General features: G+C 71.5%; 23 protein-coding genes. 13 read left to right on the plus strand and 10 right to left on the minus strand.

Features of this window, described 5'->3' with window-relative positions; all coding sequences use genetic code 11:
* Positions 1 to 93 precede the first annotated feature (93 nt).
* From HPY23_RS04230 to ubiG, 4 genes are all read right to left on the minus strand, one after another.
* Positions 94 to 261, minus strand: a complete 168-nt coding sequence (locus HPY23_RS04230; protein ID WP_064504300.1) for a YqaE/Pmp3 family membrane protein — start codon at positions 259 to 261, stop codon at positions 94 to 96.
* A gap of 116 nt (positions 262 to 377) precedes the next feature.
* A complete protein-coding gene (locus HPY23_RS04235; protein WP_091752037.1) occupies positions 378 to 1,352 on the minus strand; it encodes an NADPH:quinone oxidoreductase family protein in 975 nt (324 codons plus the stop codon).
* Between the two features lie 90 nt (positions 1,353 to 1,442).
* Positions 1,443 to 2,015, minus strand: coding sequence for a YbhB/YbcL family Raf kinase inhibitor-like protein (locus HPY23_RS04240; RefSeq protein ID WP_091885972.1), 573 nt, complete (start codon positions 2,013 to 2,015; stop codon positions 1,443 to 1,445).
* A 63-nt stretch (positions 2,016 to 2,078) separates the two neighbouring features.
* Positions 2,079 to 2,828, minus strand: coding sequence for a bifunctional 2-polyprenyl-6-hydroxyphenol methylase/3-demethylubiquinol 3-O-methyltransferase UbiG (ubiG, locus tag HPY23_RS04245; protein WP_091885975.1), 750 nt, complete (start codon positions 2,826 to 2,828; stop codon positions 2,079 to 2,081).
* Between the two features lie 257 nt (positions 2,829 to 3,085).
* On the opposite strand from ubiG, the gene HPY23_RS04250 reads away from it, so the two are divergent.
* A complete protein-coding gene (locus HPY23_RS04250) occupies positions 3,086 to 4,321 on the plus strand; it encodes an aspartate kinase (RefSeq protein WP_091885978.1) in 1,236 nt (411 codons plus the stop codon).
* Between the two features lie 279 nt (positions 4,322 to 4,600).
* Positions 4,601 to 6,862 (plus strand): phosphoenolpyruvate--protein phosphotransferase, encoded by a 2,262-nt coding sequence (gene ptsP, locus HPY23_RS04255; protein ID WP_060845485.1) that lies wholly within the window; start codon positions 4,601 to 4,603, stop codon positions 6,860 to 6,862.
* 370 nt (positions 6,863 to 7,232) lie between these two features.
* Here ptsP and HPY23_RS04260 read toward each other — a convergent pair whose 3' ends face one another.
* On the minus strand, positions 7,233 to 7,655 hold the full coding sequence (locus tag HPY23_RS04260; RefSeq protein WP_091885981.1) for an ester cyclase: 423 nt from the start codon (positions 7,653 to 7,655) through the stop codon (positions 7,233 to 7,235).
* A 223-nt stretch (positions 7,656 to 7,878) separates the two neighbouring features.
* Between HPY23_RS04260 and prfA the strand changes: the two genes are divergently transcribed.
* From prfA to HPY23_RS04300, 8 genes are all read left to right on the plus strand, one after another.
* Positions 7,879 to 8,958: a peptide chain release factor 1 gene (gene prfA / locus HPY23_RS04265; RefSeq protein WP_091885984.1), complete on the plus strand. Its 1,080-nt coding sequence runs from the start codon at positions 7,879 to 7,881 to the stop codon at positions 8,956 to 8,958.
* 5 nt (positions 8,959 to 8,963) lie between these two features.
* Positions 8,964 to 9,827, plus strand: coding sequence for a peptide chain release factor N(5)-glutamine methyltransferase (gene prmC / locus HPY23_RS04270; protein ID WP_210344537.1), 864 nt, complete (start codon positions 8,964 to 8,966; stop codon positions 9,825 to 9,827).
* Positions 9,828 to 10,262: 435 nt separating this feature from the next.
* Complete coding sequence (locus tag HPY23_RS04275) at positions 10,263 to 11,345, plus strand: DUF4167 domain-containing protein (RefSeq protein ID WP_175539940.1); 1,083 nt, start codon at positions 10,263 to 10,265, stop codon at positions 11,343 to 11,345.
* Positions 11,346 to 11,573: 228 nt separating this feature from the next.
* Positions 11,574 to 12,491, plus strand: coding sequence for an SDR family NAD(P)-dependent oxidoreductase (locus HPY23_RS04280; RefSeq protein WP_091886308.1), 918 nt, complete (start codon positions 11,574 to 11,576; stop codon positions 12,489 to 12,491).
* 188 nt (positions 12,492 to 12,679) lie between these two features.
* The gene (zwf, locus tag HPY23_RS04285; protein WP_091885994.1) at positions 12,680 to 14,155 is read left to right on the plus strand and encodes a glucose-6-phosphate dehydrogenase; all 1,476 of its coding nucleotides are present in this window, start codon (positions 12,680 to 12,682) and stop codon (positions 14,153 to 14,155) included.
* Between the two features lie 193 nt (positions 14,156 to 14,348).
* The gene (locus tag HPY23_RS04290; RefSeq protein WP_091885997.1) at positions 14,349 to 15,014 is read left to right on the plus strand and encodes an invasion associated locus B family protein; all 666 of its coding nucleotides are present in this window, start codon (positions 14,349 to 14,351) and stop codon (positions 15,012 to 15,014) included.
* A 43-nt stretch (positions 15,015 to 15,057) separates the two neighbouring features.
* A complete protein-coding gene (locus HPY23_RS04295) occupies positions 15,058 to 15,255 on the plus strand; it encodes a putative motility protein (protein WP_091886002.1) in 198 nt (65 codons plus the stop codon).
* Positions 15,256 to 15,655: 400 nt separating this feature from the next.
* Positions 15,656 to 16,918 (plus strand): MFS transporter, encoded by a 1,263-nt coding sequence (locus HPY23_RS04300; protein WP_060845493.1) that lies wholly within the window; start codon positions 15,656 to 15,658, stop codon positions 16,916 to 16,918.
* A 1-nt stretch (position 16,919) separates the two neighbouring features.
* Here HPY23_RS04300 and HPY23_RS04305 read toward each other — a convergent pair whose 3' ends face one another.
* Positions 16,920 to 17,681, minus strand: coding sequence for a ComF family protein (locus HPY23_RS04305; protein ID WP_060845494.1), 762 nt, complete (start codon positions 17,679 to 17,681; stop codon positions 16,920 to 16,922).
* Between the two features lie 188 nt (positions 17,682 to 17,869).
* Here HPY23_RS04305 and HPY23_RS04310 point away from each other — a divergent pair, with 188 nt between their 5' ends.
* Positions 17,870 to 18,082, plus strand: coding sequence for a hypothetical protein (locus HPY23_RS04310; RefSeq protein ID WP_091886007.1), 213 nt, complete (start codon positions 17,870 to 17,872; stop codon positions 18,080 to 18,082).
* A 101-nt stretch (positions 18,083 to 18,183) separates the two neighbouring features.
* Here HPY23_RS04310 and HPY23_RS04315 read toward each other — a convergent pair whose 3' ends face one another.
* The gene (locus HPY23_RS04315) at positions 18,184 to 18,930 is read right to left on the minus strand and encodes a restriction endonuclease (protein WP_091886010.1); all 747 of its coding nucleotides are present in this window, start codon (positions 18,928 to 18,930) and stop codon (positions 18,184 to 18,186) included.
* Positions 18,931 to 19,197: 267 nt separating this feature from the next.
* On the opposite strand from HPY23_RS04315, the gene HPY23_RS04320 reads away from it, so the two are divergent.
* Complete coding sequence (locus HPY23_RS04320) at positions 19,198 to 19,992, plus strand: DUF1194 domain-containing protein (protein ID WP_060845497.1); 795 nt, start codon at positions 19,198 to 19,200, stop codon at positions 19,990 to 19,992.
* A gap of 58 nt (positions 19,993 to 20,050) precedes the next feature.
* Here the strand turns inward: HPY23_RS04320 and HPY23_RS04325 are convergent, their stop codons facing one another.
* Together HPY23_RS04325 and HPY23_RS04330 are read right to left on the minus strand one after the other, a co-directional pair.
* Positions 20,051 to 20,482 carry a Ros/MucR family transcriptional regulator gene (locus tag HPY23_RS04325; RefSeq protein ID WP_060845498.1) on the minus strand — a complete coding sequence of 144 codons (432 nt, stop codon included), beginning with the start codon at positions 20,480 to 20,482 and terminating at the stop codon, positions 20,051 to 20,053.
* A gap of 709 nt (positions 20,483 to 21,191) precedes the next feature.
* Entirely contained in the window at positions 21,192 to 22,217 is a 1,026-nt protein-coding gene (locus tag HPY23_RS04330; RefSeq protein WP_175539947.1) for an adenylate/guanylate cyclase domain-containing protein, read from the minus strand.
* Positions 22,218 to 22,553: 336 nt separating this feature from the next.
* On the opposite strand from HPY23_RS04330, the gene HPY23_RS04335 reads away from it, so the two are divergent.
* A complete protein-coding gene (locus tag HPY23_RS04335) occupies positions 22,554 to 22,787 on the plus strand; it encodes a hypothetical protein (protein WP_060845499.1) in 234 nt (77 codons plus the stop codon).
* A 109-nt stretch (positions 22,788 to 22,896) separates the two neighbouring features.
* Here the strand turns inward: HPY23_RS04335 and lanM are convergent, their stop codons facing one another.
* Complete coding sequence (lanM, locus tag HPY23_RS04340) at positions 22,897 to 23,301, minus strand: lanmodulin LanM (protein ID WP_060845500.1); 405 nt, start codon at positions 23,299 to 23,301, stop codon at positions 22,897 to 22,899.
* Between the last annotated feature and the right edge of the window lie 11 nt (positions 23,302 to 23,312).

The raw sequence follows: 23,312 nt of genomic DNA on the forward strand, positions 1-23,312 counted from the left end.
GGTCACAGGTTCAAATCCTGTCCCCGCAACCAAACCAAACGAAAAACCCCGCTCGGCATCGCCGGCGGGGTTTTTCGTTTGGCCGATGGCGCTTCAGTAGTTGCGGCGGGTCACGACCCAGATGGCGTGGATCAGGCCAGGAATGTAGCCGAACAGCGTCAGCAACACGTTCAGGATGAACTGCAGGCCGAACCCGACGGTGAACAGCACGCCGATCGGCGGGATCACGACGAGCAGGATGATGCGGATGATGTCGCCCACGGTGTCTCCGTCCTGACGCTTGGAAAACGAAAAGCCACGCTGGGAACGGCGTGGCGCCCGAACTGTTCCCGCGTCGGCGCCCGAAACCTCCCGCCATGGGCGGGAGGGGAGGGGGCTCACGGGCGCAGCAGCACCTTCCCCATCGCCTCGCGGCGGGCCAGGATGCCCAGGGCGGAGGCGGCCTCCTCCAGCGGGTAGACGCCGTGCACCTTGGCGGAGAGGCGGCCCTCGCGCACCAGCGACAACAGGCGAGCCTGGTTGGCGGCGTGGCCTTCCGGCTCTCGCTTGAGGAAGGCGCCCCAGAACACGCCCTGGATGTCGATGCCCTTCAGGAGGGCGAGGTTCAGCGGAATTTTCGGGATCTCGCCGGCGGCGAAGCCGACGACGAGGAAGCGGCCCTTCCAGTTGAGCGAGCGGAGCGCCGGCTCGGAATACTCGCCGCCGACGGGATCGTACACGACGTCGATGCCGGCCTCGCCGCCGAGCCGCTTCAGGCCCTCGCGCAGGGATTCGCGGCCGTAATCGAGGGTGAGGTCGGCGCCGTGGGCCTTGGCGAGTTCGAGTTTCTCGGCCGACGAGGCGCAGGCGATCACCCGCGCGCCCATCGCGTGGCCGAGTTCCACCGCCGCCAGCCCGACGCCGCCGGTGGCGCCGAGCACCACCAGGGTCTCGCCGGGCTGGAGGTTCGCCCGGTCCTGCAGCGCGTGCAGCGAGGTGCCGTATGTGACCGAGAGGCCGGCCGCCTGCTCGTCGCTCACGCCCTCCGGCACCCGGGTCAGGCCGGAGATCGGCGCCACCACCCGCTCGCGGCAGGCGCCGTAGCCGAGATGGACGATGACGCGCTCGCCGACGCGGAACGCCTCGGCGCCCGGTCCGACCGCCTCGATCACCCCGCAGGCCTCGGCGCCGGGCGAGAACGGCAGGTCCGGCTTCACCTGGTAGCGGCCGGCGATAATCAGCGTGTCGAAGAAGTTGAGCGCCGCGACGCTCACCCGCACCAGGGCCTCGCCCGGCCCGGGCACCGGATCCGGCACCTCCTCGATCACCAGGTCGTCCGGGCCGCCGAGCGCCTTGCACAGGAGTGCCTTCATCGTCACCGATCCTCCCCGCCGCGCGTCCGGCGGCTTGCGCCCCGAGTGGTGGGCCAGGCCGCGGCCGCTGGCAAGCCGGCACGCGGCCCGTCAGGGCCGTTCATAGGTCCCGGTCAGGGCGCCCTTGGCGAGGACGTGCCCGTGCATCGCTTCCAGGAGGGCGCCGCGGCCGGGCGTCCCTTCGAGGCCGAGACGCCGGTTCAGCGCGTAGACCTGGAACAGGTAGCGGTGCGGCCCGTGGCCGGTCGGCGGGTCGGGCGGCAGGTAACCGGCCTTGAGGAAGGTGTTCTTGCCGACTTCCTCGATCGTGCCGGTGGAGCCCGGGCTTGCCAGCGCCCCCTCGGCCAGGCCCTCGCTCGTCGGCTCCAGGTCCCACGCGATGGCGTGGACGATCGGTTTCGGCGTCGGGCTGTCGGCGTCCTCGACCAGCAGCACCAGGGCGGCGGTCCCCGCCGGAATTCCGCTCCAGGCGAGCGGCGGCGAGAGCTTCTCGCCGTCCTGCGTGAAGCGCGCCGGCACCGCGGCGCCGTCGCCGAAGGCCGGGCTCGCCACCCGGATCGCCTCGGGCGCGCCCTCGAACTCTGCGTGGTAGGCGGTCGTCTCGATGCCGGCGCGGAGGCCCGACAGGGCCTCGCCCAGGGCGTGGGGGATCTTTTCCAGCATGGACCCGTCTCTCCTCGGTGTGTCGCGGCGACAACCGGGGGAGGCGGGTCCGGGTTGCCGCCGTCAGGCCCGCAGGCGCTCGGCCGCGATCATGTAGTTCACCGCCGTGTCGCGGGCGGCGCTCCAGCGGTTGGTGAGCGGGTTGAAGACGACGCCGGTCGTATCGGTGACGGTCAGGCCGCCGCCCTCGACGGCGTCCTGCAGCTCGTCGGGCGTGACGAACTTGTTCCAGTCGTGGGTGCCCTTGGGCAGCCAGCCGAGGACGTATTCCGCCCCCACGATGGCGAGCGCGAAGGAACGCATCGTCCGGTTGATCGTCGCGGCGAAGAGCAGGCCGCCGGGCTTCACCGCCGTGCAGGCCGTGCGCACGAAGGCCGGCATGTCGGTGACGTGCTCAACCACCTCCATGGCGCAGACCACGTCGAAGCGTTCGCCGGCCGAGACCACGTCCTCGATCGTCTCGGCCCGGTAGCGCACCGGCACGCCGGCCTCGTCGGCATGGGCTTGCGCGATCTTGACGTTGGTCACCGCCGGGTCGAGGCCGGTCACCTCGGCGCCGAGCCGGGCGAGCGGCTCCGACAGGACGCCGCCGCCGCAGCCGACATCGACGAGGCTGAGGCCCGCCAGCGGGCTCGGGGCCAGCGGGTCGCGGCCGAACTGGCGGCAGACCGTGTCGCGGATATAGGTGAGGCGCACCGGGTTGAAGCGGTGCAGCACCCGCATCGGTCCCGTCTCGTCCCACCAGGTCGCGGCGAGGCGATCGAAGCGGGCGACCTCGTCGCGGTCGATCGAGGGTCCGGTCGGTTCGCTCATCGGCGCCAGGCCTTCCTGTGGGTGGGAGAGAAAAGGTCTCTCGAAGGGTCTCTCGGCGTCGAGGTAGCGCAGCCGCCGTCCCGGGCCAACCGCCGTGATGCGCCGCCGAGGGGCCCGCGACGTTGACACCGGCCCGGGGCGCTTGTACCCGCCGGACGCCCACCATCTCGCGCTGCGGCAGACGCGTCGCGAGGGCGGTCGGCGAGAGCAGTTCGCAAGAGCCGTTTGTTCGAAGCAGTTTGTTCGATCGGATCCCCATGCCCCGCCTGGTGATGAAATTCGGCGGCACCTCCGTCGCCACGGTCGACCGCATCCGCAACGTCGCCCGCCACGTCGCCCGGGAGGTACGGGCCGGCTACGAGGTGGCGGTCGTCGTCTCGGCGATGTCCGGCAAGACCAACGAGCTGGTGGCCTGGTGCAAGGACGCCTCGGCCCTCTACGCCCAGTCCGAGTACGATGCGGTCGTCGCCTCCGGCGAGCAGGTCACGTCGGGCCTGCTCGCCATCGTGCTCAACGAGATGGGCCTCAAGGCCCGCTCCTGGCAGGGCTGGCAGATTCCGATCGAGACCTCCGACCAGCACGGCTCGGCCCGCATCCAGAACATCGACGGTGCCCGCCTCGATGTCGGCTTCCAGCGCGGCGAGGTCGCGGTGATCGCCGGCTTCCAGGGCATCCACGCCGAGACCGGCCGCCTGACGACGCTCGGGCGCGGCGGCTCCGACACCAGCGCGGTCGCGATCGCGGCGGCGATCGGCGCCGAGCGCTGCGACATCTACACCGACGTCGACGGCGTCTACACCACCGATCCCCGGGTGGTCCCGAAGGCTCGCCGCCTCGAGCGGGTCGCCTTCGAGGAGATGCTCGAGATGGCCTCGCTGGGGGCCAAGGTGCTCCAGGTGCGCTCGGTCGAGCTCGCCATGGTGCATCGGGTGCCGACCACCGTGCGCTCCTCCTTCGACGACCCCGACGACGCCCGCCCCGGCACCCTCATCTGCGACGAGGACGATATCGTGGAACAGCAGATCATCACGGGCATCGCCTTCTCGAAGGACGAGGCCCAGATCACGCTTCGCCGGGTGAAGGACAAGCCCGGCATCGCCGCCGCCATCTTCGGCCCGCTGGCTGACGCCAACATCAACGTCGACATGATCATCCAGGTCGTGTCGGGCGACGGTGCCGCCACCGACATGACCTTCACGGTCCCGGCCGCCGACTACGAGCGGGCCCGCGCGATCCTGGAGGCGCAGTCCGGTACGGTCGAGTGCGAGCGGATCGAGGGCGCCACCGACGTGGTCAAGGTCTCGGCGATCGGCATCGGCATGCGCAGCCATGCCGGCGTCGCCGCCAAGGCGTTCCGGGCGCTGGCCGAGAAGGGCATCAACATCCGGGCGATCACCACCTCGGAGATCAAGTTCTCGGTGCTGATCGACGCTGCCTACACCGAGCTGGCGGTGCGCACGCTCCACGCCCTCTACGGCCTCGACAAGGCCTGACGCTCCGGCGGCCCCGGGACAGGGCCCGCAACACGTCGCCGAACCGACGCCCCGTCCGCGAATCCCGCGGGCGGGGCGTCGTCGCTTGTGACGGACGTCGTCGCCCGTTTCCCGGCGGGCGGGGCCGTTGCACCGGCCTCTCCCCCGGAAGGACGCTTGCCGGCCGGGCGTCGGACTCGCTATACGGCGATGACGGGGCCGATGCGTCAGGCCCGCGCGGGCCGATCCTTGGGTTGCGTCGCGCAGGGTCCGGCTCGCTAAAGGGTGGAACACGAGACGATGCCCGCAGCGCCTGGAGGCCCGCGCCTGCTACTGCGCCGCCTTCGCGAGGCCATGGCGGAGCCCGTCGGCCCGCAGGCGCGCCTCGACCGTATCGTCGTCCTGATCGCGTCCAACATGGTCGCGGAGGTCTGCTCGGTCTACGTCCTGCGCGACGACGGCAACCTCGAGCTCTTCGCCACCGAGGGCCTGAACCGCGAGGCGGTGCACCTCACGACCATGCGGGCCGGCGAGGGCCTGGTCGGCCTGATCGCCGCCACCGCCGAGCCGCTCTCCCTCTCCGACGCCCAGTCGCATCCCGCCTTCTCGTACCGGCCCGAGACCGGCGAGGAGGTCTACCACGCCTTCCTGGGCGTGCCGCTCCTGCGCGCCGGCAACACCCTCGGCGTGCTCGTGGTGCAGAACCGCACCTACCGGGTCTATTCCGAGGAGGAGATCGAGGCGCTCCAGACCACCGCCATGGTGCTGGCGGAGATGATCGCCTCGGGCGAGCTGCAGGCGCTGTCGCCCGGCACGGTCAGCGCCTCGCGCCGGGCGCTGAGCCAGTGCGGCGTCGCGCTCGCCGACGGGGTGGGCCTCGGCCACGTCGTGCTGCACGAGCCGCGCATCGTCGTGCGCACCCTGATCGCCGAGAACGTCGAGCGCGAGGCCTCACGCCTCGACACCGCCATCGCGGAGGTGCGCGCAGCCATCGACGACCTCGTCGAGCGCGGCGACGTCGCGGGGGCGGGCGAGCACCGGGAGGTGCTCGAGACCGTCAGGATGTTCGCCCACGACCAGGGCTGGCTGCGGCGGATGCGCGAGGCGGTGCTGTCGGGCCTCACGGCGGAAGCCGCGGTGGAGCGGGTGCAGTCCGACAACCGCGCCCGGATGCTGCGCCAGAGCGATCCCTACCTGCGCGAGCGCCTGCACGACCTCGACGACCTCGCCAACCGGCTCCTGCGCCAGCTCGTCGGCCGCGAGACGATCGGTCCGGATGCGATGCCCGAGAACGCCATCCTGGTGGCGCGCTCGATGGGCCCGGCGGCGCTCCTCGACTACGACCGCGCCCGCCTGCGCGGCGTGGTGCTGGAGGAGGGCGGCCCGACGAGCCACATCGCCATCGTGGCCCGGGCTCTGGGCATCCCGGCGGTGGGCGAGGTGGCCAACGCCACCGCGCTGGTCGAGACCGGGGACGCCATCATCGTCGACGGCGGTACCGGCGAGATCCAGATCCGCCCCGGGCCCGAGGTCGAGGCGGCCTACGCTGAGAAGGCGCGCCTGCGGGCCCGCCGCCAGGAGCAGTACCGCTCCCTGCGCGACGTGCCGGCGGTCACCCGCGACGGCGTCTCGGTCGGGCTCCAGCTCAATGCCGGCCTCATCGTCGACCTGTCGCACCTGCACGAGACCGGGGCCGAGGGCGTCGGGCTGTTCCGCACCGAGCTGCAGTTCATGGTCGCCGAGCGGATGCCGAGCGCGGCCGAGCAGCAGATCCTGTACGAGACCGTGTTCGACGCGGTCGGCGAGCTGCCGGTGACGATCCGGACCCTCGATATCGGCGGCGACAAGGTGCTGCCCTACATGAAGTCGCTGGAGGAGGAGAACCCGGCGCTCGGCTGGCGGGCGATCCGCATCGGCCTCGACCGGCCGGGCCTCCTGCGGATGCAGCTGCGCGCGCTGCTCAAGGCGGCGCGCGGTCGCCCGCTCAAGATCATGTTCCCGATGGTCGCGACCGTGGACGAGTTCGTCCAGGCGAGGGGCATCGTGGAGCGCGAGAAGGCGCACCTCACCCGCCACGGCTACCCGCTGCCGTCGGAATGCCGGCTCGGCGTGATGGTCGAGGTGCCCTCGCTGCTGTTCCAGATGGACGAGATCGCGGCCGAGGCCGACTTCCTCTCCGTCGGGTCCAACGACCTGATGCAGTTCCTGTTCGCGGTCGACCGCGAGAACCGCCAGGTCGCCAACCGCTTCGATCCCCTGAGCGCCGCGGCGTTGCGGGCCTTCCGGCTCATCGCCGAGCGGGCCAACGCCGCCGGGACCCCGGCGACGGTCTGCGGCGAGATCGGCGGGCGGCCGCTCGAGGCGATGGCGCTGATCGGCCTCGGCTTCCGCGCCCTCTCGATGTCCCCGGCCTCGATCGGCCCGGTCAAGGCGATGGTGCTGGGGATCGATGCCGGCGCCGTCGCGGCCTTCCTGGAGCAGGAGCTGGCGCGGACCAAGGACGGCGCGTCCCTGCGCCCGGCGCTCGCGGCCTTCGCCGAGGAGCATGGCGTCCCGATCTGAGCGGGCCGCGTGCGCGCACCGACCCGAAAGCGGTCCGTTCCCTCGGATCGACGATGACGTGACGTCGGGAAAGACCCTCTCCGGCCGCCGCCTGTCGATCCTGCGCCGGCCGGGGAGTGAGACATCCGAACGGCGTGCCGTTCGTGACCATCGCCGTCATCGAACGCCCGACCGGATCGGCTTTCGCCGTGACGATCGGGCTGCGTTCACGACCTGTCCCTGACAAGCGGGGTTGCGAGATTGCCACCCCGCGGCTCGTCGCCTGCAAGACGGAAGCGGGAGGACCCTGTCCGCGAAGATCCCGCACGGCCTCGGGGTGCGCCAAGGCGGTTTTCGGCGTCGGACTGGATCCGGCGTCTCGGCGGCCGCCCTATCGGCCGGGCGCGCGACCCGTCCAGCTCGCCTGGGCCACGGTATCACTCCAGGCCGAGCCGACGGGCTGCATGATGACCCAGGTTTCCGCCAGCCGGCCGGCTTCCGTACGGTAGGATTGCAGACCGGCGCGGGTTCGCACTTCGCTGCTTTCGAGGTCCGTCCATTTCATCGTGAAGCGAAACCGGGCGCGATCACCCTCGAAGCTATGATCGTAGACGATGATCCTGATATCGGGACGCGCCTGCCTCAAGCGCGAGAGCTCCGCCGCGTAGTCCTCGCGGGCGACGGTGCGGTCGCCCATCTCGTCATGCCGGACGTAAGACGGCGCGACGCAAAACTCGACGAGGTCGAAGGCGCCCTCGTGCCAGACGCGCTCCCAGCGGTCGAACAGATCCTCCAGCACGGTGGCATGCGTCACGATCGGCTCCCTCTGCGAGATCGACCCGTCGCAAGCCCCTTGCCGGGTCGGTCGGCCGAAGGCTCGGGTGTGACGGGCGGTGCCGTACTGCCATGGTGCAAGCGCGTGCGAGCCCGCACCGACTCCCCATCCCCCGCAGACCTGCTATACGCGGCACCATCTCCGGCACCGGGCGCGGGCCGCCCCGGCTGAACCGTCCGCTGCGCATGGCCATATCCTTCGTATGATCGCGATCCCGTCCGACCGTCTCGACGCCATCCTGGCCCGCCACGACATCGTCACCGCTATCCTGAGCGCCGGCGAGGCCGACGCGGAGAGCTTCGTCCAGCTCTCGCGCGAGCTCTCCGACCTCGATTCCGTCGTCGAGGCGATCCGCGCCTTCCGGGCCGCCGAGACGGCGTTGCACGGGGTCGAGGAGATGATCGCCGAGGGCGATCCCGAGATGCGGGCGCTCGCGGCGGAGGAGAAGCCGGAGGCCGAGGCCGCCCGCGACGGCGCGGCGCGCGCGCTCCAGCTCCTGCTCCTGCCCAAGGACGCGGCCGACGAGAAGAGCGCGATCCTCGAGGTGCGCGCCGGCACCGGCGGCGACGAGGCGGCGCTCTTCGCCGGCGACCTGTTTCGGATGTATTCCCGCTACGCCGACCTGAAGGGGTGGAAGGTCGAGGTCATCTCGGAGAGCGCCGGCACGATGGGCGGCTATCGCGAGGTCGTGGCCGAGGTGAAGGGCCGGGGCGTGTTCGCCCGGCTGAAGTTCGAGAGCGGCGCCCACCGGGTGCAGCGCGTGCCCGACACCGAGACCCAGGGGCGCATCCACACCTCCGCCGCCACCGTCGCGGTGCTGCCGGAGGCGGAGGAGGTCGACATCCAGGTCAACGAGTCCGACCTGAAGATCGACACGATGCGGGCGCAGGGCGCCGGCGGCCAGCACGTCAACAAGACCGAATCGGCGATCCGCATCACCCACGTGCCGAGCGGCATCGTGATCTTCGTCCAGGAAGAGCGCTCGCAGCACAAGAACCGGGCCCGCGCCATGGCGCTGCTGCGGGCCAAGCTCTACGACCAGGAGCGCAGCCAGAAGGACGCCGCCCGCGCCGCCGACCGCAAGTCGCAGGTCGGCAGCGGCGACCGCTCGGAGCGGATCCGCACCTACAACTTCCCGCAGGCCCGGGTGACCGACCACCGCATCAACCTGACCCTCTACAAGCTCGAGGAGGTGATGGCCGGCACCGCCCTCGACGAGGTGGTGGACGCGCTGATCACCGAGCACCAGGCGGCGCTCCTCGCCGCCGAGGGGATGACGTGATCGCGCTGGCCCCGGATACGAGCCGGATCGCGGCCCGCGCCCGGGCCGTGGACGTCCTCGCCGCCGGCGGCATCGAGACCGCCGCCCTCGACGCCCGCATCCTGGTCGAGGAGGCGCTCGGCGTCACCGCCACCGACCTCGCCCTGCGCGGCGACGCGCCGGTCGGCCCGGAGGGGGCGGCGCGGCTCGCCGCGTTCCTGGCGCGCCGCGCCGCCGGCGAGCCGGTGGCCCGCATCATCGGCGCCTGGGAGTTCTGGGGCCTCCCCTTCGCGCTGTCGCCCGAGACCCTGGTGCCGCGGCCCGACACCGAGACCCTGGTCGAGACCGCCCTCGGCCTCGGCCTGCGCCGGGACGGCGCCCATCGCCTCGCCGATCTCGGCACCGGCTCGGGCTGCATCCTGGTGGCGCTCCTCAGCGAGTGGCCGCGGGCCGAGGGCCTCGGGCTCGACCGCTCGCCCGGCGCCCTGCGCACCGCCCGGGCGAACGCCGCCCGCAACGGCGTCGGCGATCGCGCCGCCTTCGCGGCCGGGGACTGGGCCGCGGCGCTCGCCGGGCCCTTCGACCTCGTCGTCGCCAACCCGCCCTACATCGCCAGCACGATCGTCGACGGCCTGTCCGGCGAGGTCCGCGACCACGATCCCCGGCTCGCCCTCGACGGCGGCTCCGACGGGCTCGACGCCTACCGGGCGATCCTCGCCCAGGTGCCGCCGCTGCTGGCGCCCGGCGGGCATCTCGTGGTCGAGATCGGCTACGACCAGGAGGCGGCGTTGCGCGGGCTCGCCGCGGCGCACGGGCTCATGCCCGAGGTCCGGCGCGACCTCGCCGGGCATCCGCGCGTGGTCGTGATGGCGCCGCGGATCGCGACGTGACGCCGATCTGTCGGGTTCCGGACGCATTATCCCCGAAACCGGCCTGGACGAGACGGGAAATCGACTCGAAATCACTTGGCGGCGCCGGCCGAAACCGCTAACGTCCCAGGGTAGATCGTGAACGGTCCGGATATCACAGCCAGGCTCGGTTCTTAGGCGCGACATCGGACGCGGACCTTCGGACGATCTTCCACCACCGGGCAGACCAATCAGCGCGTAGGCGGTCCGGTGACCCGCATCTGTGGATCGAGGGCGGCCGGCGGCGAGACGGCCCGCGGTCGCACAGGGCACGGCGGACATCGCTGCGGAGACGGAGCAGGCCGGCACACGGCCGCCGGATCCGCGGACGAAGCCCCGCTCCGCGCGTGAAGCCCCGCCCTTCAAGTCGTCGAAGAGGGTCAGTCGAGACCGATGAGACCGAACCAGAACAGGCGTATGCGTGGTCGCAACCGCACCAACAACAAGGGGCCGAACCCGCTGACCCGGGCCTACGAGTCGAACGGTCCCGACGTCAAGATCCGCGGTACGGCCCAGCACATCGCCGAGAAGTACGCCCAGCTCGCCCGCGACGCCCAGGCCAGCGGCGATCCGGTGATGGCCGAGAACTACTTCCAGCACGGCGAGCACTATTTTCGCATCATCACGGCGGCGAACGAGCAGTATCGCCAGCAGTACGGCGGCACCTACGGCCGCCAGGGCTACGACGACGAGGACGAGGGCGACGACGAGGGCGCGCCGACGAACGGCTACGCCGTCCAGGAGCGCGGTCAAGACCGGGGCCAGGAGCGCGGCAACGGCTACGCCCAGTCGGGCTACGGCGCCGCCGACGATTACGGCGACCCCTCCCAGCAGCCCCAGCCCTATGACGGCCGCGGCGAGGACCGCCCGTCGCGCTACGAGCGCCAGGACCGCGGCGAGACCCAGCGGCAGGACCGTCCGGACCGGCAGGAGCGCCGCGAGCGGTTCCAGCAGAACCGCCAGGATCGACAGGACCGCCCGGAGCGCCAGCAGCGCGACCGGCAGGACCGTCCCGAGCGCAGCGAGCGTCAGGACCGCCAGCCTCGTTCCGAGCGTCAGGACCTCTCCCGCGTCGAGCAGCCGCGGCAGGACGACGCCCGGCAGGACGCGCCGAGGCAGGAGTCCCTTCGTCAGGATTCCCCTCGCCAAGATTTTCCTCGCCAAGATGCTCCCCGCCAGGAGGGCTACCGCGAGGGCGGTCGCTCCGAGTTCCGCCGCGAGCGCCGCCGCGAGGAGCCGCGCTCCGAGCCGGTGCTGGCCGCCGACGAGCCGACCGGCCTGCCGGCCTTCCTGACCACGCCGGTGCGTCCGGCGGTCTCGAACCCGGCCCCGGTCGAGGAGGCCCCGCCCGCCCCGCCGGCGACCGCGGTCGAGGCATCGGACGAGGCCCCGGCACCCCGTCCGCGCCGCCGCCGCCGCACCCGCTTCGAGGGCGCCGAGGGCGAGGGCCAGCCCTCCGGCGAGCTGTTCCCGAAGCCGTCCGAGCCCTCCGGCGAGTAAGCCCGCGGACATCTTACCGAGCGACGACGGGCCGGCTCCTCCCAGGGGGCCGGCTCTTTTCTTTGTCGGAGCCGCGGACGTCCCGACGCGGATCGGCCGGATGCAGCGACATTTTTTGCGCCGCCGCGTGTGGCGTTTCCCGCGCGGCTGCCTACCTGCCGGCCTGGAGCACGGGACTGCGGTCCCGCAGACCGGCATCCTCCGGGATCGCCCGAGGTGGAGCGCAGCATGACTCATCATCCCGCCCTCGCGCAGGGCCGCGTCGCGGTCGTCACCGGCGCCGCGAGCGGCATCGGCCTTGCCGCCGCCAGGGCGTTCGCCGAGGCCGGGATGCGGGTCGTGCTCGCCGACCTGCCCGGCGAGGCGCTGACGGCGGCCGGTCGAGCTGTGGCAGCCGCGGCCCGGGGTGGCGAGGCGGAGGTGCGCGCGATGCCGACCGACGTGACCGACCCCGAGGCCCTCGCGGCCCTCTCCCGCGAGGCCGCCTCCCTCGGCGAGGTGTCGATCCTGATGGCGAATGCCGGGATTGAGGCCGGCGGACGCTTCTTCTCCGACGCCGCGACCTGGCACCGCATCCTCGACACCAACCTGTGGGGCGTGATCAACGCGCTCCAGGCCTTCGTGCCGGGCATGATCGAGCGGGGGCGGCCCGGCGCGGTGATCGTCACCGGCTCCAAGCAAGGCATCACCACGCCGCCGGGCAACACGCCCTACAACGTCAGCAAGGCCGGTGTGAAGGTGACGGCCGAGGCGCTGGCCCACGAGCTGCGCGAGGCCGGCTCTCCGGTGACCGCCCACCTGCTGATTCCGGGCTTCGTCTATACCGGCCTGACCCGCGCCCGCGGCGTGACCGAGAAGCCGGCCGGCGCCTGGACGCCGGAGGAGACCGTCGCCCTGCTGCTCGACCGGATGGCGGCGGGCGACTTCTACGTCCTCTGCCCGGACAACGAGACCACCCGTGAGATGGACGAGAAGCGCATGCGCTGGTCCTCCGACGACGTGATCCGCAACCGCCCGGCCCTGTCGCGCTGGCACCCCGACCACAAGGCCGCCTTCGCGGCCCACATGGAGGCGCCGCTCGCGGGTGGCAGCACCGGGGCGGACGAGGGGATCAGGGAGGCCGCGGCGACGCCGGCCTCGTTCTGACGCGGCCCGCCCGCGAGGCCGGATTTTCATCGCCTCCCGGGTGCGTCGGAGGCACGGACGCGCCCGGCACGCATGCCGAATCGAGACGCCGCGGGATGTCGGGCGCGAAACGTGCTCGTCCCGCGGCAGGAGGCCGGCCAGCCCCTCGCGGAAGGGGCGCCGGCGAGGAACGGGAGACCCGTCACCCGATGCACAAGATCATCCCCGTCGCCGCCTTCGACGCGGTCGTGTTCGGCGCCACCGGCGACCTGACGATGCGCAAGCTGCTGCCGGCGCTCTACCAGCGCTTCCGCGACCGGCAGATCCCGGAGGAGAGCCGCATCGTCGCGGCGGCCCGCACCCATCTCGGCACGGACGAGTACCGGAACCTCGCCGCCACGGCGCTCGAGCGCCACGTCCCGACGGCCGACCGTGACCCCGACACGGTGGGCCGCTTCCTCGCCCATCTCCACTACGTCGCGGTGGACGGGGCCGGCGACGAGGGCTGGGACGACCTGGCGAGCCTGCTCGCCGAGCGCCCCGACCACGTCCGGCCCTACTACCTCGCCACCTCGCCGAGCCTCTACGGCTCGATCTGCCGCAACCTCAGCGCCCACGGCCTGATCGGCGAGCGCTCGCGCGTGGTGCTGGAGAAGCCGATCGGCCACGACCTCGCCTCGGCCCGCGCCATCAACGACCAGGTCGGCAAGGTCTTTCCCGAGAGCCAGATCTTCCGCATCGACCACTATCTCGGCAAGGAGACGGTGCAGAACCTGCTGGCTTTGCGCTTCGCCAACACGATCTTCGAGCGGCTGTGGAACGCCGACGTGATCGACCACGTCCAGATCACCGTGGCGGAGACGGTCGGGGTCGAGGGGCGCGGCGGCTACTACGACACGTCGGGCGCGCTGCGCGACATGCTGCAGAACCACATGCTGCAGCTCCTCTGCCTGCTCGGCATGGAGAGCCCGCTCTCGCTCGATGCCGACGCGGTGCGCGACGAGAAGCTGAAGGTCCTGCGCGCCCTCAAGCCGATCCCCGCCCACGAGGTGGCGATGCGCACCGTGCGCGGCCAGTACGTCGCCGGCGCGGTCAACGGCCAGCCGGTCGCCTCCTACGCCGCCGACCTCGGCGGCGAGGCCCACAGCCTGACCGAGACCTTCGTGGCCCTGAAGCTCGAGCTGATGACGCCGCGCTGGGCCGGCGTGCCGTTCTACCTACGCACCGGCAAGCGGCTGCCCCAGAAGGTCTCCGAGATCGTGGTGCAGTTCCGCTCCTCGCCGTTCAGCATCTTCTCCGACGAGTTCGCCCGCGAGCCGAACCGGCTGGTGATCCGCCTGCAGCCGCAGGAGGGCATCAAGCTCGAGGTGATGACCAAGGAGCCCGGTCCCGGCGGGATGCGCCTGCGCGCGACCGGCCTCGACATCTCGTTCGAGGAGACCTTCAACCAGCGCTACCCGGACGCCTACGAGCGCCTGCTGATGGACGTGGTGCGGGGCAACGCGACGCTGTTCATGCGGCGCGACGAGGTCGAGGCGGCCTGGGCCTGGGCCGATACCCTGCTGGACGCCTGGGCCGACCGTCCCGAGCCGCCGCGCCCCTACCAGTCCGGCACCTGGGGGCCGACCGCCGCCATCGCGTTGATCGAGCGCGACGGGCGCACGTGGCATGAGGACCTCGGCTGACGCCGAGCCGGCACGGTGATCCCGGCCGAACGCCGCTGATTGGAATGGATCCAAGATAATTGAAGGATCTCAACGGCATGGCACGGGGTTCGACCGTCCGGCGGCTTCCCTTCCGGCCCGCCGCGCTCTAGACGGGCGGCGAGACACAGGCCCGTTCCGCGCCCCGGCGTGGGCGGGCGCCGAGGAATCGATCATGCCGCCCTGCCGCCTTCCCGTCGCCAGCCTGCTTGTCCTCGCCGCGTTCCTCGCGGGTCCCGTCCGTGCCCAGGAGGAGCCCGCGGTCGAGGCCCCGCCGGCGGCGGAGGCGCCGCACAAGGCCGCGCCCAAGCCGGTGCGGCGCCCCGCCCCCAAGCCCGCCCCGGCCCCGAAGGCGGAGGCCGCGCCGCCCGTGGTGGCGACGCCCACCGGTGCCTGGCCCAACGGCGCCAGCGCGGTGAGCGAGGTCTATGGCGACTGGACCATCAGTTGCACCCGCGAGAACGAGAAGCGCCAGTGCCAGCTGTCGCAGGCGCAGGGCGTGGCCCAGACCGGGCAGCGCCGCTTCAGCATCGAGCTCAACCCGCCGCAGGACGGGCGCAGCAACGGCCTGCTCCTGATGCCGCTCGGCCTGTCGATCGAGCCCGGCGTGACCTTCAAGCTCGACGACGCGACGCTCGGCAAGGGGGCGCCCTACACCTCCTGCGTCCAGGCCGGCTGCATCGTGCCGATCAGCTTCCCGACGGTCGCCACCGACGCGATGAAGACCGCCGTCAACCTGCGGATCACCGGCACCAAGCCCAACGGCGAGGCCGACACCATCACGGTGCCGCTCGCCGGGTTCGCCGCGGCCCTCTCGCGGATGGCGCAGCTTTTGAGCTGACATCTTCACCGGCTGGTCATGCTTGGGCGGCAGGCTTTCGGTCATGAGCATCGATTCCGCCTCCCTCGCCGCCTTCGCCGTCGCCACGCAGGGCGCCAATTACAGCCAGCAGGTCGCGACCCTCGTGACCCGCCAGGCGCTCGATGCCGAGCGCAGCGTCGCCGCCTACGTCGCCGAGACGGCCAACATCCCGGCCCCGCCCCCGCCAGGCCAGGGGCAGATCGTCGACGTGAGCGTCTGATACCGTTTCCGGAAGATCCCTTCCGGACACGGTATCACCAGCCCGCGCGGCGCTTGAGCGGAGCCGAAATCCGCATCGCGGAGCGATCAACCGGATTTCGTATGAGCGGCTCCGGTCTCCCGCTGCCGCCCCGCGCGCCAGCTCCTGCCTGCCCCTGAGGCAGGCGGGCGGGCCCTCGATCCGGCGTGATCCCCGAAGAACCGGCCTTCGAGCACTGGCACGAAAGCTGCAAACGACCCCCGCAGGCTGGCCTCATGGCCCGCGGGGCAACGACGCCCGAGCCTTGGACAGGGATGTCCGACAGACGGAGGAGCGTGAACGGGCCTCGCCGGTCCTGCACGATCCTCGCCCTGAAGCGCGTCGAAGACCCCCCGCGGGGGCCATGCGTGAGGCTCGTGAGATGGCCAGTTTCAAGACCGTGATGAAGTCGGGCCATCCCCCGACCCTGTTCGCCGCATTCCTGTACTTCGATTTCTGTTTCGCGATCTGGGTGCTCAACGGCGCCATGGGTCCGTTCATCACCGAGCACTACAAGCTCACGCCGGCCCAGACCGGGTTCATGATCTCGCTGCCGATCCTGGCCGGCGCCATCATGCGCTTTCCCCTCGGCGTGCTCGCCCAGTATATCGGGCGCAAGAACGCTGCGATCACCGAGATGTCGCTGATCGTCCTGGCGATGGCCTACGGCTTCTTCCTGGTGCACTCGTTCACCGACGTGCTCGCCATGGGCGTGCTGCTCGGCATCGCGGGCGCGTCCTTCGGCGTCGCCTTGTCCCTCGGCTCGGGCTGGTTCCCGCCGGAGCACAAGGGCTTGGCGATGGGCATCGCCGGGGCCGGCAACTCGGGCACCGTGCTCGCCGTGCTGTTCGCGCCGCCGCTCGCCCAGGCCTATGGCTGGCAAGCGGTCTACGGCTTCGCCGGCGCGTTCATGCTGATCCCGCTCGCCGTCATGGTCGTCTTCGCCCAGGAGCCGCCGGACCGCGAGCACCAGAGCTTCAAGCAGCACGTCTCCTGCCTGTTCGAGAAGGACGGCTGGGCCTTCAACCTGGTCTACGTCATCACCTTCGGGGGCTTCATCGGCCTGTCGAACTTCCTGCCGACCTTCTTCTACGAGCAGTTCGCCGTCACCAAGATCGAGGCCGGGCGGCTCACCATGCTGGCCGCCTTGATGGGCTCGGGCATCCGCATCCTCGGCGGCTACTTCGCCGACCGGATCGGCGGCATCCTGGTCCTGACCGTGGTGCTGCTCGCCGCCGTCGGCTCGTTCCTGATGCTCACCGCGGCGCCGACGCTGCTGGTCACCACGATCCTGTTCATGGTCTGCTTCGCGGCGCTCGGCGCCGGCAACGGCGCGCTGTTCCAGCTCGTGCCCCTGCGCTGGCCGACCAACACCGCGGTGGCGGGCTCGATGATCGGCGAGGTGGGCGCGCTCGGCGGCGCGATCCTGCCGAACGCCATGGGCCTGTCGAAGCAGTATACCGGCGGCTTCGCGGCGGGCTTCCTGTTCTACGCCGCCTTCACGGCGGTCGTGCTCGGCTGCCTCGCCCTGTGGTCGCGCAAGTGGGTCGGCGTCTGGGTCGGTCCCCGCGGCAAGGTCCTGAGCACGTCCGGCGAGCCGGAGGCCGGCCAGGCGAACCCGATCGGCGGCGTGCAGCGCGCCTGATCTACACCACGTCGCGCCCGTCGCTGACCACGCGGGCGAAGACCAGCACGTCGACCGCCGCCGCCCCGCCGCGCAGGAGCGCGCGGGCGGCGGCGTTCGCCGTCGCGCCGGTGGTCAGCACGTCGTCGACGAGCAGCACGCGCTTGCCCTGAAGCCGCGCCCGCGCCGCTTCCGGCACCCGGAAGGCGCCCTGCAGGTTCTCGGCCCGGGCGGCCCGGGTCAGGCCCACCTGCTGGCGGGTCCGCCGCACCCGGGCGAGGAGGTCCGGCGCCACCGTCACGCCGCTCCCGCGGGCCACCACCCGGGCGAGCAGATGGGCCTGATTGAAGCGACGCCGCCACAGCCGCCAGCGCCAGAGCGGCACCGGCACCACGAGGTCGGCCTCGGCCATGAGTTCGGCGCCCGCCCGCGCCATCATCCCGCCGAGCGCCCCCGCGAGGTCGAGGCGGTCCTCGTATTTCAGCCGCTGCACCAGGCGCCGCGCCGTCGCGTCGTAGCGGGCCACCGCCCGGGCGCGCTGATAGACCGGCGGGTCGGCGAGCGCGGCCGGGGAGAGCAGGCCGGGCGATCCGAGATCGACCGAGAACGGCGTCCCCAGCCGCTCGCAATAGGGCCGCTCGATGAAGCGCATTTCGCGCCAGCACGCGGCGCAGAGTGCGTGCGGTACCGCCGTCGCTCCGCCGCAGGCGATGCAGCTCGGCGGATAGACCAGGCCGACGAGGGCCCGGACGGCGAGGCCGGGCAGCCTGGTGAAGCGGCTCACCGCCGCCCCGTGCCGCGATCGGCGGCACCGGGCCCAGCGGTGTCGTGACGGTGCATCATGGGCGAGGGGTCCGGGCGAATGTGTCGAAATCAGGCAACATACTGCCTGTTTGGCGCGCAGCACGGTTGCGTTGTGAACAGAGCCGGCGCACTATCGTGCTCAACATAAACGCGTAGGAGGAAGCGGTCATGAGTGCAGTGCGGATTTCGTCCTCGGCCGAGACCGGGTTGGGCGCGACGCTCCGTACGGCCGGGCAGCGCAGCAGCGAGAGCGGCGTGGATGCCGGAGCTTTCATGACCGCGAGCTTCGTGCCTGGCGCCCCGTCCACGATCGAGGAATTGCGCGAGCGTGCGCAGCGGGAGTTCAAGCGGATCTGGGAACTCGGCGTTCTCGCTCACTGACCTCGCCGCGGCGTCCGGTACCGGCGGGCGTCGCGCCGATCTCTGCCGCCGGCTCTCGCCTCCGGAGAGATCCCGTCGGCATGCCGTGGTGATCCCGCCGGTCACGTCTCGATGTCGGGCAGCGCGTCGTGGTGCAGGAGCAGCACGTCGGTCGCCGCCGCCAGCTTGCGGGCTGCGCGGGTGAAGCCGGCATTCGAGACTACCGCCGCGTGGTCGGCATTCCAGTAGCTGCGCGCCGCCACCACTTCCTGCACCGCGCCGTTGCCGACGGGCTTCGCATAGCGCTTGCACTGCACCACCAGCCGCACCCCGTCCCGCTCCGCCACCACGTCGGCGCCCTGGTCGCCCGCGGCCCGGGTGGTGCGCGCGTCCCAGCCCGCCCGCTCCAGCAGGGTGGCGCAGAAGCGCTCGTAGGCGATCCCGTCCGTCGGCGCCGCATCGTCCTCGTCCGGCAGCACCACGCTGAGGGAGGCTGCCTCGACGATGTCGAGGATCTCGTCGTAGCGCGCCGCGATCAGGTCGCCGTAGCCCTCGGCCTCGAGGCGCGGCAGCACCGTGCGGTCGGCGAAGTAGCTGCGCTCGCGCAGCCAGCCGTCGAGGATCTCGTTGCCGTAGGGATCGACGTAGCTCTCCTGGCGCCGGCGCAGCGCCAGGGTCTCGCGATGGCGGCGCGCGATCGCCCGGACCCGCCGGCGGAAGCGGCCGCCCCGGCCGAGCCGGTGCAGCACCAGCACCAGGGCCACCAGCCCGGCGACTCCGAGGGCCTTGGGCCCGAACCACAGGCTCGCCGCGCCACCGACCAGGATCGGCCAGAACAGGCGATCGGCGAGGCTGGAGGTGCGGCGCATCGGGAAGGACTCTCGCGCCGCGCGATGCGGCTGGACGGACCGGACTCTCGCGGGAGCGCGTTGTCCCCAGCCTAAGGCGCGGCCTGTCCCCGGATTCATCCACAGCAGAACGCCACCTCGCCCCGGGGGCCCGCATCGGCCTGAGACGGCGGCCCCTCACGCGAGCGTGTCGAGGCAAGGCCTTCGCGGCGCTTGCATTCGGGCTGCCGCGCGGCCGATCCTGGCGCTCCGCCGGGGTGTCTCGGGCCGGCGCACGGGAGTTCCCGGATGAGGTCACGCGTCGCCGCGCTTCTCGCCTGCCTCCTCGCCGCCACGGCGGCAGGCCCTCCGGTCCGGGCCGCGGACGCGCCGGTCGAGGTCGACGTCGCCCTGGTGCTGGCGGTCGACGTCTCCCTGTCGATGACCGGCGACGAGCAGGCGGTGCAGCGGGAGGGCTACGTCGAGGCGTTCCGCAACCCGGCGGTGCACCAGGCGATCCGCCAGGGCATGGTCGGGCGCATCGCCGTGACCTACGTCGAGTGGGCAGGGGTCGGCAACCAGCGGGTCGTGGTGCCCTGGACGCTCATCGCCGGAGCAGAGGAGGCCGCCGGCTTCGCCGAACGGCTGAGCCAGAGCCCGCCCCGGCGCTCGACCTGGACTTCGATCGCCAGCGCGATCGACTTTTCCGCCGGACTCCTTGCCGGCAGCGGCTTCGAGGCGATGCGGCGGGTGATCGACGTGTCGGGGGACGGGCCGAACAACCAGGGCCGCTCCGTCACCCGGGCGCGGGACGATGCGGTAGGGCAGGGGATCGTCATCAACGGCCTGCCGCTGATGATCCGCGAGCCGAGCGGCCCGTGGGACATCAAGGATCTCGACCGCTACTACCGCGACTGCGTGATCGGCGGGAGCGGGAGCTTCATGGTGCCGGTCCGCGAGCGCGACCAGTTCGCCGCCGCGATCCGCACCAAGATCATCCGCGAGGTGGCAAGCGGCGATCCCGGACCGCTGCTGCAGCGGGCCCAGGGCGAGCCCCGGGCCAACTGCCTGATCGGCGAGCGGCCCAACCCCGACTGGGATTAGCGCGACGCCGTTTGCAATCTGTAGATGCAGCAGGCCGCCTTCGGCCCCGCGGTCCGGCTCAGCCTTCGTTGCCGCGCAGCGCCTTGCGCCGCTGCTGACCGAGGCCCATGGTCTTGGCCAGTTCCGAGCGCGCCGCGGCGTAGTTCGGTGCCACCATCGGGTAGTCGGGCGACAGGTTCCAGCGCGCGCGGTATTCTTCCGGCGTCAGGCCGTAACGGCTGCGCAGGTGGCGCTTCAGCGACTTGAACTTCTTGCCGTCCTCGAGGCACACCAGATAATCCGGCATGATCGACTTCTTGATCGGAACGGCCGGGGTCAGCGGCTCGGCCGGGTCCGCCGTCTCGGTGTTGCCGAGGCCGCCCAACGCCGAGTGGACCGAAGCGATCAGGGCCGGAAGCTCGGCAACCGGCAACGAGTTGTTGCTCACGAATGCCGCCACGATATCCGCCGCCAGCTGGATGTGGTCCGTCGACGCCTCGGTGTCACTCATCACTTAGTCCTCTTCTCCCGATCGATCCATGACACGTTCGGACATCCCTGCCTCAGGACTCTGTGGGAGGGCGCCGAAACGGCAGGCCATGTCCGGGTTTGCTTCTGCGTGCAACTATGGCGTCGGCGCCAGAACCGCAAGGGAAAAACAAGCGACCTTCCCCAGCGGCTCAATGCCGTTCATAAATCTTGCAGGAGGGGGGATCGAGGCAGGGTTGTGCTCGCCTCAGCCTGCGCGTCCCGGGCAACTATCTCTGCCGTCGGCGATGCCTCGGCCATATCCTCTTCGGCTTATGCCATCTGGAGGATTTGTTATCTTTTGAACGGTGCGAGCTTCATCCTGTTGTCGCAAGTCGACGATCGAAGCCGGTGCAATCGCCGACGGCGGCCTTCGGCCGATCGAGCGACCAACCATAAGGTGTCGCGGGCGGGCGCGAAGAGTTGCTCGGTGATCGATGCTGTCGCAATTCAGTTATGCACGAATCGATCGACGGCGAATCGGCGCGGGGCGGCGTTTCCCGACGCCGTCGGGTGCCGCGATACAGTGCGACGGGTGGCGAAGACTGCGGTGAACGTGCAGGCCCGGCGTGACGCTAGCCGATCCGTGCGCGATCGGACGCCGAAGACCGGCGGGTTCGCTCCGCGGTGCGGGACCGGGCGGCCGAATGCTGTCGGTCGATTGCCGGAACCGGGTCGATCGTGCGGCCTTTTCAGGCCGCCGTCTGCGTCGCCGGCTCGAGGGCCGCGACGGCCAGGACCTGGTCGCGCCCGCGCACCGCGTGCTCGCCGAGCGGACGCGCGCGCACGCCCTCGGGCAGGCGCGGCAGCTTCGCCAGGAGGTCGCCGGAGATCAGCACCGGCGCGTCGAGGGTGCGGCACAGGGCCTCAAGCCGGGCGGTGACGTTCACCGCATCGCCGAAATACGCGATCTTGTGCCGGTCGACCCCAATCTCGGCGGTGACCACCGGGCCGCCATGCAGGGCGGCCCGGATGCGCGGCACGGTGCCGAAGCGCTCCTGCCAGGCCGCCGCGTCCCGGGTCAGGCTGTCCTGGATCGCCAGCACGCAGGCGACGCAGCGGGCGCCTTGCAGGCCGCGGGCCATCGGCCAGGTGATCATCGCCATGTCGCCGACGAAGTCGTCGGTCGAGCCCTGGCAGCGCCGCACCGGCTCGGCCAGGGTCGCGAAGACGGCGCTGAGGAACGCCTGCGTTCTCAGCGCCCCGTGGGTCTCGGCGTAGGCGGTGGAGCCGACGACGTCGACGAACAGGAAGATGCGCTCCTCCTCGACGGGCCGGTGGTAGCGGCCAACCAGCAGGTTGACGAAGACCTCGGCGCCGATGAGGTCGCGCATGCGCACCACGAAGACGAGCAGCGCCGAGACGGCGAGCGCGTAGACCAGGACCCGGAGCGAGGGCACCACCGCCTCGGCGAAGGGTTCGGGGCTCAGGCCCGTGCTCCACACGATGACACCGCCGGTGGCGTGCCCGAGGGTGATCATGCCGACATAGGCGAGCTCGGCGATGGGCACGTACAGGAAGGTCGGCAGGCGGCGCAGGCGTGCCTGCAGCCGCGGCAGCAGGGTACCGCGCTCCATCAGCAGCGCGCAGGCGCCGATGAACACCCCGTGGATCGCCGCCACCAGCGGGATGCCGTTCTTGAACAGCGCGTCGTAGAGCAGGCCGGCCCCGGCGCTGAGCGCCAGGATCCCGATCCAGAACCAGGCGTGCTGCGGGATCGGCAGCCGCAGCGTGCGCAGGAACTCGGCGGCGCGCGCCGCGAGCCCGACGGAATCCGGCTCCCCCGATGAGCGGTGGTCGGCGGGGCCGGCTGCGGGCACGATGGCGCTCTCCTGGGCCGCGGCGGGCTCGGGGCAGGCCCGCGGCGTCAGGGCAGTTCAGCCGGGATTCGCGCCGATTTGAGGGCACCGGCGACACGAGGGCGCAGATCGCCGCCTCGGCGGCGCTTCGATCGCCGGCGCGTCGCGGAGCCGGTCTGCTGTGGAAACCTGTGGAACTGTTGGCTTGACCATGGCGTTTGCAGCCCGGAACAGCATTCGAGCCTGGAGCCGACAATGTCTCTTCGTCTTGCCACCCTGGCGACCCTCGCCGCCCTGGTCACCGTTCCGGCGTTGGCCGAGGACGTGACGGTGATCCGCCGCGATTCGGCGCCTGTCGAGCGCAGCACCGTGATCGAGAAGCGTTCGGTCGAGTCGACCGGCTCGGTCGGTGGCTGCGAGACCAAGACCGTCAAGAAGACCAACGAGTACGGCGACAGCAAGACCGTCCGCAGCGAGCGCTGCGACTGATCCATCGATTGAAAAGGGGCGGTCCCGCGAGGGGCCGCCCCGTTCCGTTGTTTCTCCCGGTGTCCCTCGCGAAGCCCGCGTCCGCAGGACCGGGCTTCGCCGGGGACGCTTACTTGATCAGGCGAGCCAGGGTCTTGCCGGCCGGGCTCTTCATCTCCTTGGCGTCGAGCGTGCCGTCGTTGTCCGGGTCGGCGGCCTTGAACAGGCTCTCGGCCAGGGCGACGTACTCGTCCTTGGTCAGCGTGCCGTCGTTGTCCGGATCGGCCTTCATCAGTTGCTGGCGGCTCAGGCGGCCCTTCAGCTCCTTGGCGTCGAGCGTGCCGTCGGCATCCTTCTCGAGCTTGTCGAACACCGCGGCGGCGGCGGCCTTGACCTCGGCGAGGTCGAGCGTGCCGTCGGAGTCGGTGTCGACGGCCGCGATGGTGCGGTCGGCCGCCGGCTTGGCCTCGGCGGAAGCCGGAAGCGCCAGCGGCGCGGCGAGCAGGGCGGCGAGAAGCAGGGTGCGGTTCAGCATGGAAAGTCTCC

Origin of the sequence: Methylobacterium ajmalii (assembly GCF_016613415.1) — a bacterium.
GTDB lineage: Bacteria > Pseudomonadota > Alphaproteobacteria > Rhizobiales > Beijerinckiaceae > Methylobacterium > Methylobacterium ajmalii.